At 48.8% G+C, this 15,499-nt stretch carries 9 protein-coding genes and 1 tRNA gene; 5 read left to right on the forward strand and 5 right to left on the reverse strand.

Features of this window, described 5'->3' with window-relative positions:
• Window positions 1-32: 32 nt before the first annotated feature.
• From DW096_RS00070 to potA, 4 genes are read right to left on the reverse strand one after another with little or no spacing between them, the layout of a single operon-like run.
• Window positions 33-1,370: an ABC transporter substrate-binding protein gene (locus tag DW096_RS00070; RefSeq protein WP_172685028.1), complete on the reverse strand. Its 1,338-nt coding sequence runs from the start codon at window positions 1,368-1,370 to the stop codon at window positions 33-35.
• A 44-nt stretch (window positions 1,371-1,414) separates the two neighbouring features.
• On the reverse strand, window positions 1,415-2,206 hold the full coding sequence (locus tag DW096_RS00075) for an ABC transporter permease (RefSeq protein ID WP_118930846.1): 792 nt from the start codon (window positions 2,204-2,206) through the stop codon (window positions 1,415-1,417).
• The gene (locus DW096_RS00080) at window positions 2,203-2,976 is read right to left on the reverse strand and encodes an ABC transporter permease (RefSeq protein WP_005828083.1); all 774 of its coding nucleotides are present in this window, start codon (window positions 2,974-2,976) and stop codon (window positions 2,203-2,205) included. Before DW096_RS00080 ends, DW096_RS00075 begins: the two co-directional genes overlap by 4 nt.
• A gap of 16 nt (window positions 2,977-2,992) precedes the next feature.
• The gene (gene potA, locus DW096_RS00085; RefSeq protein WP_016273499.1) at window positions 2,993-4,399 is read right to left on the reverse strand and encodes a polyamine ABC transporter ATP-binding protein; all 1,407 of its coding nucleotides are present in this window, start codon (window positions 4,397-4,399) and stop codon (window positions 2,993-2,995) included.
• 213 nt (window positions 4,400-4,612) lie between these two features.
• Between potA and DW096_RS00090 the strand changes: the two genes are divergently transcribed.
• Window positions 4,613-5,374, forward strand: coding sequence for an SDR family oxidoreductase (locus DW096_RS00090; protein ID WP_005836294.1), 762 nt, complete (start codon window positions 4,613-4,615; stop codon window positions 5,372-5,374).
• 100 nt (window positions 5,375-5,474) lie between these two features.
• Window positions 5,475-7,679 (forward strand): alpha-galactosidase, encoded by a 2,205-nt coding sequence (locus tag DW096_RS00095; RefSeq protein WP_118940766.1) that lies wholly within the window; start codon window positions 5,475-5,477, stop codon window positions 7,677-7,679.
• A 343-nt stretch (window positions 7,680-8,022) separates the two neighbouring features.
• Here DW096_RS00095 and DW096_RS00100 read toward each other — a convergent pair.
• Window positions 8,023-8,095: transfer RNA gene (locus DW096_RS00100), tRNA-Lys, on the reverse strand.
• Between the two features lie 138 nt (window positions 8,096-8,233).
• Between DW096_RS00100 and ettA the strand changes: the two genes are divergently transcribed.
• From ettA to DW096_RS00115, 3 genes are all read left to right on the forward strand, one after another.
• A complete protein-coding gene (ettA, locus tag DW096_RS00105) occupies window positions 8,234-9,931 on the forward strand; it encodes an energy-dependent translational throttle protein EttA (RefSeq protein WP_118930845.1) in 1,698 nt (565 codons plus the stop codon).
• 224 nt (window positions 9,932-10,155) lie between these two features.
• A complete protein-coding gene (locus DW096_RS00110) occupies window positions 10,156-12,903 on the forward strand; it encodes a TonB-dependent receptor (RefSeq protein ID WP_005828100.1) in 2,748 nt (915 codons plus the stop codon).
• A 12-nt stretch (window positions 12,904-12,915) separates the two neighbouring features.
• Complete coding sequence (locus tag DW096_RS00115) at window positions 12,916-15,408, forward strand: choice-of-anchor J domain-containing protein (RefSeq protein ID WP_034528708.1); 2,493 nt, start codon at window positions 12,916-12,918, stop codon at window positions 15,406-15,408.
• Window positions 15,409-15,499 lie beyond the last annotated feature (91 nt).

Consider the following 15,499-nt stretch of genomic DNA (forward strand, 5'->3'; position numbering starts at 1 on the left):
GTTGACGGGTTTTTAGGTAAACAATGTGTTGTTCATCCCCTTTTCCGCTTTCTGCGGAGACGGTGGCGGCGTTTCTGCTTGTACTTTCGTATCTTGGCATATACCAGCCAGATGAAGAGCAGACCGAAAACGGCGAAGATGAGCAGCACGATGCCTGTGTTGAGATTGTCACCTTTCACGCGGCTCCACATCTCGAGCACCAGTTCCGTGCGGTCGCCGAAGTCGCGTATCATGGCGCAGCGTTCCACTACACAGCGGTCAGGGTACTGGACCGGGTCTATCTGCAGGCTGTCGGCTCCGGGCAGGGGGCCGAAGAAGTAGCTGAGGTCGGAGTGCACGTCGAGCGTGGTATCGGTCTTGGCCTCCATGATTTCCGGTGTGGCTACGGCGCTGACGTAGCCGATAGCATCCATGTTGCGCAGTGCCACGGAAGGCTGGCAGAGGTAGTTGATGAAATAGCTTGCCGCCTTCACGTTGCGGGCGTAGCGGGGGATTACCCAGCCGTCGTACCAGATGTTGCTACCTTCGCGGGGGACGGTGTAGTCCAGTTCCACACCCACGGCATCGGCCTCCTCGATGGCCCAGACGGCATCGCCGCTCCAGGTGAAGTTAATCCACGCCTTGTTCTTGGTCATCATTTCCTTGCCGAAGTCGGCTTCCCAGCCGGCGATGTTGGGTTTCATCTCCTTGAGGCGTTGCTCGGCCAGAGCGATGGCCTGCGGGGAGTTGTCGTTCATCAGTTGCTCTACGGTGACGGTGCTGTCGGCCAGCTCCCGGGCGTGGGCGTAGATGATGGCGGTACCGTAGGCATCGCGGTAGCTGTCCTTCATCAGTATTTTGCCTCGGTTTTTGGAGTCCCAGAGGATGTCCCATGTGCCGGCCTCTTCGGCGGTAATAAACTTTTTGTTGAAGAGGATGCCAGCGGTGCCCCACATGTAGGGTACGGCATAGTCCTCGGTCTGGCGTTCCGGTTGCGAGGTCTTGTTCAGCTCGTGGCGAATGTAGGGCGACACGTTGGGGATGTAGTCCGGCGTGTGGCCGAAGTTGCGGTCGATGGGTAGCAGGAGGTCTTTGCGAAGCATACGTTCGATGATGTACTCCGAGGGGCATACGACGTCGAAGTCCTCGTGCCCGCGCTCAATTTTGGTGAGCATGATTTCGTTGATATCGAACACCTGGTAGATGATACGGAGGTCTTCGCCCGTCTGCTGCTTGTACCAGTCGGGAAATTCGGCAAGCACATCTTCATCGATGTAGTCCGCCCAGTTGTATATCTTCAGTACACGGCTGCGCTCTTCTGTGGAGTTTCCACAAGAAGAGAGGGATGCGATACAGCACAGTAGAATCAGTATGTTTATTATCCTTTTCATCATCTTGTTCTTGACAATTGATAACTTATAACTCATCACTCACATCAATCGTTTTTCGTCCGTTCGGCCCGCTTGTTGATTACAATCAGCAGCACCAGCACTGTCACGAAGATGATGGTGGAGAGTGGCCGCAGTTCCGGCGTCAGTCCACCTTTGCGCGCATCGGCGTAGATGTAGGTGGAGAGCGTTTCCAGCCCCTGGTTGCCGATGGTGAAGATGGTCACGGCAAAGTCGTCGATGGAGAGCGTGAAAGCAAGGATGAATCCGCTTATCATACCCGAAAATATCTCCGGAAGAATAACCTTGCGCAGTGCTTGGAACGGTGTGGCGCCCAGGTCGAGTGCCGCCTCGTAGACATTCTGGTTCATCTTTTTGAGCCGGGGCATTACGCTGAGCACCACGTAGGGCGTGCAGAAAGTGATGTGTGCCAGTACCACTGTGGTGAATCCTTGCGATATGCCGAAGCTGACGAACAGCAGGAACAGCGACACACCGGTGATAATGTCTGCATTCATCATCGGGATGGCATTGGCGAAGTTCATTACCTGCCGTGTGCGCGAGCGCAGATTGAAGATGCCGATGGCTGCAATGCTGCCCAGCGCCGTACTGGCGGTGGCGGCAAGCAGGGCAATGGCGAATGTGTTCCAGATGGCATTTATCAGCGAGTGGTGCATCCCGCCCGTAAACAAGGAGCTGTACAGCTTGGTGGAGAATCCCGTCCAGTTGCCCAGCACCTTTGCCTCCGTGAAGGAGAATATCATAATAATTAAGATGGGCGAGTAGAGCAACGCCAGCAGCAGCCACAAGTAGCCGCGGGTTAAGATTCGTGTCATCATATCACACCTCCGCTTTCATTCGATGCCCCGTCCTCCTCGTTGGTAAAGAGGATGGTGATGCCTATCAGCAGCAGCATGATGAGCGAGAGGGCGGCACCGTAGTTCCACATTCCGTTGTAAATATTCTCTTGCACCGTGGTGCCGAACAGTTTGATGTTGTTCATTGTCAGCAACTCGGCAATGGCAAAGGTAGAAACCGTAGGCATAAACACCATCACTATGCCGCTCATCACTCCCGGCATGGAGAGCGGCAGAATCACCTTGCCGAATACGCGGGTAGGAGAGGCTCCCAAGTCCTGCGCAGCCTCAATCAGATTGTGGTCCATCTTCTGAAGGGTGTTGTAAATGGGGTATATCATGAACGGCAGGAAGTTGTAGACCATACCGAACACAAGGGCACCTTCGCCTAGCGGCAGGTTCAGGAAGTCGAACAGCGCCACTGTGGCAAGCGTACGTATCAAGATATTCACCCACATGGGGAGGATGAACAGCACCACCATGGTGCGTGAGGTGTTGAATTGCTTCTGGCTCAGGATATACGCTGCCGGATAGCCCAGCAGCAGGCAGACCAGCGTGGTGATAACGGCTATTCCGATGGAGTAGACAAACGTGTTCATCGCTTCGGGGTGCATCATGAACTTGCGGAAGTTGGCCAGCGTAAACGCTCCTCCGTCGTCCGTAAAGGCGTAGAGCACGATGAGCAGTAGCGGTACTATGACAAATACAAGCAGAAACAGCGCGTAGGGTACCGTCCAGTTGCGCCGGCGCATAAAGAAATGGGATAACTTATTGAGCACTTCCTTCCTTATTAAGAGATTGAACAATCCGTATATTTTGAGGGGCGATGGTGATACCTACACGGTCGCCGTCGTCCCACACGTCGTTGGTGTCGACAAAGATATCTTCGTCCCAGTCCGTAAACACGGTCAGGTGGTAATGGTTTCCTTTGTAGAGTATGAATTTCACTTCACCCGTCAGTCGGCCGTCCTCTTCGTTGTCCTCGAGGATGACGTACTGGAAGTCCACTTCCACTTGTACGCTACTGCCCGGTTCGATGCCTTGCACGGGCAGGCACTCGAAGTTGCAGCCTAGGAACTCTACATGTGTCTCGTCCACCAGCTTTCCTTCGAAGGTGTTGCAGGTGCGTTCCTTCTTCATCACATGGATGTCGAAGGGCTTCACCAGCAGACCGACTTCGCGTCCTGCCTCGAAGGCATGGTAGTCCTGCACCATCAGCTCGTAGCCTTCGCGCGTCTGCACCAGCATTTCGTAGTGCACACCCTTGAAGATGCAGCTGGTTACGGTGCCCGTCAGCTGTGCGGCGTCGGATACGTCGAAGATGTAGATGTCTTCGGGGCGAATCACTACGTCTACCTGCATCTGCTCGCCAAATCCCGTGTCCACGCATTCAAATTCGTGTCCGCAGAAGGTGACGGCTTTATCCTTTATCATAACTCCGTTCAAGATGTTGCTTTCACCAATGAAGTCTGCTACGAAGGAGTTGATGGGTTCGTTGTAGATGTCCGTCGGCACGCCTATTTGCTGGATGCGTCCTTCGCTCATCACGACGATGGTATCGCTCAAGGTCAGTGCCTCTTCCTGGTCGTGGGTCACATATACGAAGGTGATGCCCAGCTTCTGGTGCATCTCCTTTAGCTCCATCTGCATGTCCTTGCGCATTTTTAGGTCCAGGGCGGCAAGGGGTTCGTCCAGTAGCAGCACTTCGGGTTCGTTGACGATGGCTCGGGCAATGGCTACGCGCTGTTGCTGCCCGCCGGAGAGGGAATCCACGTCGCGGTCCTCATAGTCCGTCATGCCCACCATGCGCAGGGCTTGCTTCACCTTCTTCTCGATGGTGGCACCGGGCAGCTTCTTCAGCTTCAGCCCGAAGGCAATGTTGTTGAACACGTTGAGGTGGGGGAAGAGGGCGTACTTCTGGAACACGGTGTTTACCGGACGCTTGTGCGGCGGTGTCTGCGTGATGTCCTTTCCGGCAATGGTTATCACTCCTTCCGAGGCTGTCTGAAAGCCTGCAATGAGGCGCAACAGTGTTGTCTTTCCGCAGCCGGACGGTCCCAGTATTGTTACAAACTCGCCCTTACGGACAGACAAATTCACATCATTCAGCACGGCCTTATCTCCGAAAAATTTCGATACGTGCTCCACACCGATGATGCAATCGGACTTTTGCATAAGCGTCTTTTACTTTATCCAAACGAATTAAACAAATCTCAGAAGAAAGCTGAAATAAAATCAAAACAGTTTCTCGGGCTTTCAAAAAGCGGGTGCAAAGTTACATAATTTATCGGGATTTTTCGCCTTACTCTAAAATTCATTATTCCTATGAAGTTAAAATAATAAGTAATACCTTTGTTGGCAGTATTGATATTAAAACTTAATAACATGATGGAAAAGAAGATTGTACTCATCACCGGAGCCTCCTCGGGAATAGGGGAAGGCTGCGCGCGTAAATTTGCCATGAACGGTTACCGGCTTATACTCAATGGCCGTAATGTGGAGAAACTGAATGCTGTAAAGAAAGAATTGTTGGAGAAATATGGAGCCGATGTGTATCTGCTTCCTTTCGATGTCCGCGACCGGCAGGCTGCCCGTGCCGCCCTCGAATCCCTTCCGGAGGAATGGAAGGCGGTAGACATACTGGTGAACAATGCCGGACTCGTCATTGGGGTGGACAAGGAACATGAAGGTAACCTGGATGAATGGGACATTGTCATCGACACTAACGTGAAAGCCTTGCTTGCCATGACCCGCCTCGTGGTTCCCGGTATGGTGGAGCGAGGCCGTGGTCACGTTATCAATATGGGGTCCATTGCCGGAGATTACGCTTATCCGGGAGGCAGTGTGTACTGTGCCTGCAAGGCTGCCGTCAAGGCCCTTTCCGACGGACTCCGCATCGACCTGGTGGATACCCCGATACGCGTAACGAATATCAAGCCGGGGTTGGTGGAAACCAATTTCTCCGTCGTCCGTTTCCGTGGTAACCGGGAGGCGGCCGATAATGTATATAAAGGTATACGCCCGCTGACCGGCGACGATATAGCCGAAGTGGTCTATTTCGCCGCTGCCGTCCCCGAGCATATCCAGATTGCGGAAGTGCTGGTGATGCCTGCCAACCAAGCCACGGGGACAATTGTCAGCCGGAAATAGAATTTGTATAAGGATATGATAAAATGATACTATTTTATCTTCGGGGAAACGCCTACATTTGCTCACAGCTAAATGAATATAGAATCTAAACAAGAAAAGCATGAATTTCAAGAAACGAACAAATTTTCTCTTTGGAGCACTGCTGCTGACCGGCAGTTTGTTGGCTCAAAACGTATGTGTATCCACTCCGAAAACCTCTTTGGTGCTTTCGGTTCCTGAAGGCGGTACACTGAGACACTTGTATTATGGTAACAGACTTTCTGAAGCCGACTTGCAGAATATCTCTGCGGCAGAAGCGAACCATGCAGCCTATCCCGAATATGGATTGAATGCTCCCGTGGAGACGGCCCTCGCTGTGAAGCATGCCGACGGTAACATGACCCTCCAGCTCGAAGTATTGAACGTGACTACCGAAAAGGAAGGGAATGCCGTGACGACTGTCGTGGCACTGAAGGATAAGGTGTATCCCTTCTTCGTCAACGTCTGTTACCGTGCCTGGCAGGATGCCGACGTGATAGAATCCTGGACTGAAATCTCCCATCAGGAGAAGAAGCCGGTGGTGCTCAATCAGTTTGCCTCCGGCTATCTGCCCATCCGCCGCGGCGATGTATGGCTGTCCCATCTCTCCGGTTCCTGGGCCAATGAAGGGGTTTTGACGCAGGAACCTCTCACTCCGGGCATGAAGGTTATCAAGAATAAGGACGGTGTGCGCAATTCCCATACTGACCATGCCGAAGTGATGTTCTCCCTCGACGGTCGTCCGCAGGAGAACACGGGCAACGTGATTGGTGCAGCCCTCTGTTACAGCGGCAACTACAAACTCCGCATTGAGACACACGATGATGAATACCACCATTTCTTTGCCGGAATCAACGAAGAGAACTCTACTTATTCCTTGAAGAAGGACGAACTTTTCCGCACTCCCGAACTTGCCCTGACTTATAGTAATGAAGGCTTGAGTGGCGGCAGCCGTAACTTCCATCGCTGGGCACGCCTGCACAAACTGGCGCACGGCACTACCCCCCGCAAGATTCTTTTGAATAGTTGGGAAGGCGTGTACTTTGACATCAACCAGCAAGGTATGGATCAAATGATGGCGGACATTGCCTCCATGGGTGGCGAGTTGTTCGTGATGGACGATGGCTGGTTTGGCGACAAGTATCCCCGTAAGAACGACAGCTCATCACTCGGCGACTGGGTGGTGGACAAGAACAAGCTTCCGAACGGCATTGGAGGCTTGCTGAGTGATGCCAAGAAACATGGCGTCAAGTTTGGCATCTGGATTGAGCCGGAGATGGCGAACACTACCAGCGAACTCTACGAGAAGCATCCCGACTGGGTACTTAAAGCTTCCGAACGTGACGTTGTGTTGGGACGCGGCGGCACGCAGGTAGTGCTTGACCTTGCCAATCCTGCCGTGCAGGACTTCGTTTTCGGTGTGGTAGACAACCTGATGACCTCTTATCCTGAAATAGATTACATCAAGTGGGACGCCAATATGTCTGTCCAGAACCACGGTTCGCAATATCTGACGAAGGATAATCAGAGCCACATGTACATCGAATTCCACCGCGGCTTCGAGAAAATCTGCCAGCGCATCCGTGCCAAATATCCCGACCTTACCATCCAGGCATGTGCCAGTGGCGGCGGTCGTGCCAACTACGGAGTGCTGCCTTACTTTGATGAATTCTGGGTGAGTGACAATACTGATGCCCTTCAGCGTGTCTATATGCAGTGGGGAACTTCCTATTTCTTCCCCGCCATCGCTATGGCATCGCATATCAGTGCTGCCCCCAATCATCAGACGTTCCGCACCATTCCTCTGAAATATCGGATAGACGTTGCCATGAGTGGTCGTTTGGGTATGGAAATCCAGCCCAAAAATATGACGGAAGAAGAAAAGGCTCTTTGCAAGAATGCCATTGCCGAGTACAAGACCATCCGTCCCGTAGTACAGTTGGGAGACATTTACCGCCTGCTCTCTCCTTATGACAAGCAAGGTGTGGCTTCTCTGATGTACGTGGCTCCGGAGAAGGACAAGGCAGTTTTCTATTGGTGGAAGACGGAACATTTCTGTAACCAGCACCTGCCGCGTGTGAAGATGGCCGGTCTCTGTGCTGACAAGCAATACCGGGTACATGAGCTGAACCGTATAGATAATGTTCCCTTGAACTACGAAGGAAAGAGTTTCAGTGGTGCCTACCTCATGGCAAACGGGCTGGAGATTCCCTACAACCATAAGGTGGACTATCACAAGCAGAACGACTATTCGAGCCGTGTGCTTTATCTGGAAGAGGTGAAGTGACATAAGCAAAGGTGAGGTTGGGCCGTGTAAAGGTGAACTTGAGCGGCGTAAAGGTGAGGTTTATGGGTACAGTTGGTACAGTGGGTACAGCGTCTCTTCTATCTCACACACGCATGTATATAAATAATGTACGCGTTATGAAGTAATGTACATAAGCGCATGTGTGTGAAGCAGAAGAGGCGCTGTACCCACTGTACCAATTGTACCACTGTTTGGATGTCCAACTTTTCTTTTCGTACCCTTTTGGGACTTTCAGGTAAGATGGAAACATAAAAAAAGTCCCACAATACATTGATATTGTAGGACTTTTTTCTTTTTGTCGCCTTCTGGCTTTGTTTCTATGTGAACCGCTTGGGGCTCGAACCCAAGACCCCAACATTAAAAGTGTTGTGCTCTACCTGCTGAGCTAGCGATTCAATCCTTCATTGCTGTTAAGCGGATGCAAAGATAGATACTTTTTTGAAAATTGCAAAATAATATCATCTTTTTTCTTATCTTTGTCCCCATCAATCCTTGATATTAATCATTATCACTGAACATTAATCATTAAATACATGGCAACAGTAGACGATAAAAAGATTATCTTTTCTATGGTTGGGCTGAATAAAACCATTCAGCAGAACAACAAGCAGGTACTGAAGAACATTTACCTCTCGTTCTTCTACGGGGCAAAAATCGGTATCATCGGTCTGAACGGTTCGGGTAAATCGACCCTGCTGAAGATTATCGCCGGATTGGATAAGTCCTATCAGGGCGAAGTGGTGTTCTCGCCGGGATATTCTGTGGGGTATCTGGCCCAGGAACCGTACCTCGACCCCACCAAGACCGTAAAGGAAATTGTAATGGAAGGCGTGCAGCCTATTGTGGACGCGCTGGCAGAATACGAGGAAATCAATCAGAAGTTTGGCTTGCCCGAATATTATGAGGACCAGGACAAGATGGACAAGCTCTTCTCCCGCCAGGCCGAGTTGCAGGACATCATTGACGCGACCGATGCCTGGAACCTCGACAGCAAGCTGGAGCGCGCCATGGACGCCCTCCGTTGTCCGCCCGAAGACCAGTCCGTAGAACATCTTTCCGGTGGTGAACGCCGTCGTGTGGCTCTCTGCCGCCTATTGTTGCAGAAGCCTGACGTGCTTCTCCTTGACGAGCCCACCAACCACCTCGATGCCGAATCCATTGACTGGCTGGAACAACACTTGCAGCAGTACGAGGGTACGGTGATTGCCGTAACGCACGACCGTTACTTCCTCGACCACGTTGCCGGCTGGATTCTTGAGCTGGACCGTGGTGAAGGCATTCCCTGGAAGGGTAACTACTCCAGCTGGCTGGAACAGAAGACCAAGCGTATGGAGCAGGAGGAAAAGACTGCCAGCAAGCGCCGCAAGACGCTGGAACGTGAGTTGGAGTGGGTGCGTATGGCTCCCAAGGCCCGCCAGGCAAAGGGTAAAGCACGTTTGAACTCCTACGACAAATTGCTGAACGAGGACGTGAAGGAGAAGGAAGAGAAGCTGGAAATCTTTATCCCGAACGGTCCCCGTCTGGGTAATAAAGTGATTGAAGCCAAGCATGTGGCAAAAGCGTTTGGCGACAAACTGCTGTTCGATGACCTCAACTTCATGCTTCCGCCCAACGGAATCGTGGGTATCATCGGCCCTAACGGTGCCGGTAAGACCACGCTTTTCCGCCTTATCATGGGGCTGGAAAAGGCAGATAAAGGCAAGTTTGAGGTAGGGGAGACCGTAAAGGTGGCCTACGTGGACCAGCAGCACAAGGATATCGACCCCAACAAGAGCGTATATCAAGTCATCTCCGGTGGAAACGACCTAATTCGCATGGGTGGACGCGACATCAATGCACGCGCCTATCTGTCCCGTTTCAACTTCTCCGGCGCCGACCAAGAAAAGCTCTGCGGGGTGCTTTCCGGTGGTGAGCGCAACCGTCTGCACCTGGCGCTCTGCCTAAAGGAAGAAGGTAATGTACTGTTGCTGGACGAGCCCACCAACGACATCGACGTGAATACGCTCCGTGCTCTCGAAGAAGGTTTGGAGGACTTTGCCGGATGTGCCGTGGTCATCAGTCACGACCGTTGGTTCCTCGACCGTATCTGTACGCATATCCTCGCTTTCGAAGGAGACTCCAATGTGTTCTTCTTTGAGGGCTCTTATTCCGAATATGAGGAAAATAAACAGAAACGTCTTGGGAAAGAAGAACCCACCCGTGTACGTTATAGAAAGCTCATGAATGACTGATTTCAGTGCGAATTTGAAAGTATATTCTTTTACTTGTTGACAATACGAAAGCCCTGCTGTAGAATGCAGGGCTTTTTTTGTTTAAAAATATCTCAAAAAAGCCTTTCTACCTTCAAAAAATGTAACATAAATATAACATTAATCTCGTTTTTATTAGTTATATTTGCGACTTAAAACATAAATTAATGTTTAATTAACACTATCTATTAACAAAAAACAGAATTATGAGAAAACATCTAATTCAATTCCTGTTGGTTGCAGTGTTGTCGGTATTCAGTGCCGCTGCATTTGCTCAGACTACAGTGAGAGGTCAGCTTGTTGATTCAGAAACAGGTGAACCGTTAGTGGGTGCCGCCGTCATGGTGGAAGGTACTACACAAGGATCGGTGACCGACATTGATGGCTATTTCAAGCAAAGCGTTGCTTCGAATGCGACATTGCTATTCAAGTATGTGGGGTATAAAGACCAGAAGAAGAAGATTACGCAGAAGGGCGCTTCTGTGGATTTGGGTGCTATCCCAATGGAACCGGATGCTGTGATGCTGAAGGACGTAGTGATTACATCGTCTATTGCTGTGGCACGCAAGACTCCGGTTGCAGTATCTACTGTCGACCCCGTATTTATTGAAGATAAGATAGGTTCTCAGGAGTTACCGCAAATCTTGAAATCTACTCCGGGTGTTTATGCTTCTAATGAGGGAGGTGGCTTTGGTGATTCCAACATAAAGATTCGTGGTTTTAAGTCAGAATATGTGGCTATGATGATTAACGGTGTACCCATGAACGGAATGGAAAACCAGAAAGTATACATGAGTAACTGGGGTGGTTTGATTGATGTGGCCAGCAGTATTCAGGTACAACGTGGACTTGGTGCCAGCAAGGTGTCAACTCCTTCAGTAGGTGGCTCACAAAACATTATAACCAAGACTACTGATGCCAAGAAAGGCGGCTTCATCTCTTACGGCATGGGTAATGACGGCTACAGTAAAGTGATGTTCAGTGTCTCTTCCGGTCTGACAAAAGATGGTTGGGCCTTTACTTTATTGGGTGCCAGAGATAAACGCGACGGTTATATTCAAGGTACGGAATCCGAGGCCTACACTTGGTTCATGAGTATTGCAAAACGTATCAATGACAACCATCAACTTTCATTTACAGCTTTTGGAGCACCTCAGTGGCATAATCAGCGTAATATGGCAAATGGTTTGAATATCAAGGAGTATCAGCGTGTAAAACAATGGATGGGTGAGGAAAGTCCCTATCGTTACAACTCTACTTTCGGTTATCGCAATGGACAAGTGATGAACTCTTCACGTAACGAATACCATAAGCCCCAGATGTCTCTTAATCATTTGTGGCAAATCAACCATAAGTCAAGCCTCAGTACAGCAGCTTATATGTCTATCGGTACTGGTGCGGGCTATAGTGGTACGGGGGTAACGGGGTACACCAGCTCTTGGTACGGTACGGCCAGTGATGGTACGGTGAACACTCAGTTCCGTTGTCCTGATGGTACTTTTGATTATGATGCTGTGGATAAGCTTAATGCAGATAACTATACTAATCCGGTGAATGTGAGTGGAATGCCCGGTTATAAAGGTTCGCTGATGATTATGAACAAAGCCTCGAACGACCATTTCTGGACAGGATTGATTTCTACTTATACCACTAAGTTTGGTGATTACTTTGATTTCTATGGTGGTATTGACTTCCGCTATTATAAAGGTTTGCACAAGAATGTCATTACCGATCTTTTTGGAGGGCAGTATTATGTAGACTCTTATAACCGTAAGAGTGTATTGGCTGAGAATAGTGTGAATGGTGGAGTCACCTCCTGGGTAAACCAGAAGTTGGGAGTAGGAGATGTGATTCGTCGTGACTACGACGGTTTTGTGATGTACGAAGGTGGTTTTGCCCAATTGGAGTATAATAAAGATAAAGTGAGTGCATTTGTTTCAGGTGGTCTTACAAATACCAGTTATTGGCGTAAAGACCGTTTTTATTATAGTGGTGACAAACAGCTGTCTTCGAAGAAGCATTATTTGGGAGGCAATGTGAAAGCTGGTTTGAATTACAACCTTGATGATTACAATAACGTATTCTTCAATACCGGATTTATCAGCCGTGCTCCTATTTTTGATAATACCTTCATCAATTCTCAGAGTTCACATGAGCGTAATCCCGATGCTAAGAATGAGAAAGTTTACTCTTTCGAATTAGGTTATGGATATCGTAGCCAGTATTTTTCAGCCAATGTAAACGCCTATTATACTATGTGGAAAGACAAGGCTTTATATGATACCGGATCCTATGAAGACGTAAACGGGGCTTCCCAGCGTTGGACAATGAACATGACCGGTGCGCAGGCTAACCACATGGGTATAGAGCTTGACTTTATTGCCAAGCCTTTCCGCTGGATGGAAGTTAACGGTATGTTCTCTTGGGGAGACTGGCGCTGGAATGGGACAGCGAAAGGCTTCATGATGAATACTGAAGGCCAGATTATGGCGAATAGCCGTGGTGAAGTGGTGACAGATATGAGTAATGTAGATCAGTACAAGTATACCATTGAAATGGATAATGTACAGGTGGGCGGTTCTGCTCAGACTACAGCTGCTTTGGGAGTGACATTCCGCCCAATGAAAGGCTTGCGTCTTAATGCAGACTGGAACTTCTTTGCACGCAATTATGCCGATTATGACATTGATGCGAGCCAAGCCACTCAAAAAGAGGCTTACGTGGTGGAAAAACCTTGGGAGATTCCTTCATGGAGCACATTTGATGTAAGTGCAGGATATACCTTTGACTTCGGTAAGATTCGTGCTACACTGAGCGGCAATGTGAACAACTTGTTCAACCAAGAGTACATAGCCGATGCACGCGATGGAAGTAACCATGACTGGGAGACGGCCACACGTGTTATCTATGGTTGGGGACGTACTTATACTGTAAGATTGAAGTTGAATTTCTAAGCGAACATATTTATGAAAAAACATATATTATTAGGAACCGCACTGGCTTCGCTGTTTGCACTTGGGGCCTGCGATTATAACGAGGATAATTTCCCCGGATTTGATGAAAAAGAAACCATCACGGATGTCAGTACCGATACCCTCGTATTGGCTGATGCCCATTATGGCAAAATAGCTTCTATGCCGAAGAACCAAGGGATAGCTCTCGCCAAGGATCCCGAGGGGCAGACTTATCTTACGGCATTGAACCAGCTGGGTAAAACCAAGATGTTTACTGATATGGTAGCTCCTGAAGATTATCTGCCTGCATTTGTCGATTCGCTCTACGCATATCTGTCAGATGGTTCCAAGGTGCTGGTGCAGTACAATATCGGCAAGGAGCAACCTGAATATCTCTCGAAGATAAACGAAGCTCAGACTTTCGATCTTACTTCTGATAATTACGCTACAGTATGGGGGGAAAGCATGGTAGTGAAATATCTCACCCCTTCTACGTTGAAGAAGCTTCCTGCTTTGTTGAAGGAAGGTATCAAGAACCCGAAGACGGGAGATGTGTGCCAAGTGAATTACGCTTGGTCGGAGACCGAGCCCAGTACAGGCGGCGGTGCAGTGAAAATGGTATACCAGAAAGTAACTTCTATTGATGCCGAAGGAGGTAATTATGTCATTGTGGCTCCGACGAAGGACAATACTTGGATTCCTTTCGGTCAGTTCAAAGACCCGGATAAGACGTATGGTTATATGGAGGGTGAACCGGTAGAGATTGCGGATGGTTTCATCACCAGCGATGTGTCCAATCATATCATGACACTTACTCCTACGGAAAAAGGTTTCACTATGCAACGTCCGGATGGCAAGTTCATTTATCAGAGTGGTACGTTTAACAGTTTCAACATCGGTACTTCCATACCCGAGGGTGGGGATTGGAGCTTTGCTTACAACTATGACCGTAAGGCATTTGATGTAAAAAATGTGGAAAAGGACAAAATCATCAAGCTGAATTTCTATGAAAAAGGAAACTCTTATTCATACGGTTCTTATCCGAATGCTACGTTGGGCATTTATATGAATGAGTCGTTCAATGGAAACGAGGGCGGTTTCACTACTCAAAATGTGAAACTTACCGGCACGTTAACTAATGTATGGAAGGTGGATGGTAAATATGGTTGGAAGGGTAGTGCTCATGTAGGAGATAGCGATTTTGAATCGGAAGCATGGGTGGTTTCTCCTATTATAGATTTAGCAAAAGCGAAGGCTCCTCTTCTTAAGGTAGATATTGCCATTAATTTCTTGAATGGTAACAATCGTGCTGATTTTATTGAATTGCTGGCTTCGGAAGATTATGTGGATGATGTGGCTACTGCTGAATGGAAGGCTCTGAATGTACCTCAATGGCCGGAAGGCAAGAATTGGAATTATGTAAATTCCGGTGATATTGACCTGAGTGCTTACGAGGGCAAGAAGATAGCCATTGCTTTCCGTTATAAGAGTACTACAGAGTGTGCGCCTACTGTAGAGTTTAAGAATATGTCACTTACAAGTACCGTATCAGGGTATTATGAGGGTGTGGATATTTATAAGGAGATTCCTGAATCAGAAGCTGAAATGCCTGCTCGTGCCGTTACCCGTGCATCAGACGTGAAGCCAAATGCTTCTGCTCTCTACCAGTATGACGGTTCGGCTTGGACTGCCTACGAAGAAAGCGCAAGTATCGGTATCCGTGTGATGCAACCTGCCGATTATGTTTCTACCGGTTCGGACTATTTGAGCGATGCTGATGCCGTATTGCCCGTTTATCTGAAGAATGCATTCCCTTACGCACAGAGCGGGGATGTCAAGGCAGTAGTTTATTTCGGAAATAAGGAGTATGATGTGATGGCCGATGAATATGGCTTCGATGGCACTGCATGGGTGAAGAAGAATACCGAAACGGAAACTGCTGAAATGGCATTCCTGAAGACTGACGGCAAATGGATGGAAGCAAAAGAGTATTATAGCAATGACTTTGCTGGTGAACTTCATAACGATGCCCAGATTGTGAATGTGAAGCTTGATGGCATGAATTATGTATGGAGTGCAGGTGCAGGTTATACCCGTATCAAGGCAAGCGGTTATTATCAGCGTAACCGCGATACGGAGGCATGGCTTGTAACCGGTGAGGTAGATCTTACCGAAGCTATTGCCCCACAGATGGTATTCACTGCTTCGGCAGACTATTTGTATGGAGGCAAAATTGAGAACGCAGTGTCTGTACATGTGTCCGAAAATTATATCCCTGCGGCTTCTACTGCTACTGAGGAAGAGAAGATTGCAGCATTGCAGGGAGCGGCTTGGAGTGATCCGTTGTCGTTCGAGTGGCCTACAAGCTCTAAAGAGATCGAAATGCGTACTTCCATGGCTGACTATGTGGGCAAGAAAGTATATGTGGCATTCCGTTATGCAAGTAATACTGATCCTGGATTTGCTCCTACATTCTACATGAGTAACTTTGTGGTGAAGGAATAATTCCTGAGGTTGTGCAATAGACAATGTGGTAATGGACTTTACTGTCCATTACCACATTTGCATTCTTAGTATCGTAAAATCAAATTTAGAA

It is taken from the genome of Bacteroides sp. AM07-18 (assembly GCF_003602695.1).
GTDB classification, from domain to species: Bacteria; Bacteroidota; Bacteroidia; order Bacteroidales; family Bacteroidaceae; genus Bacteroides; species Bacteroides uniformis.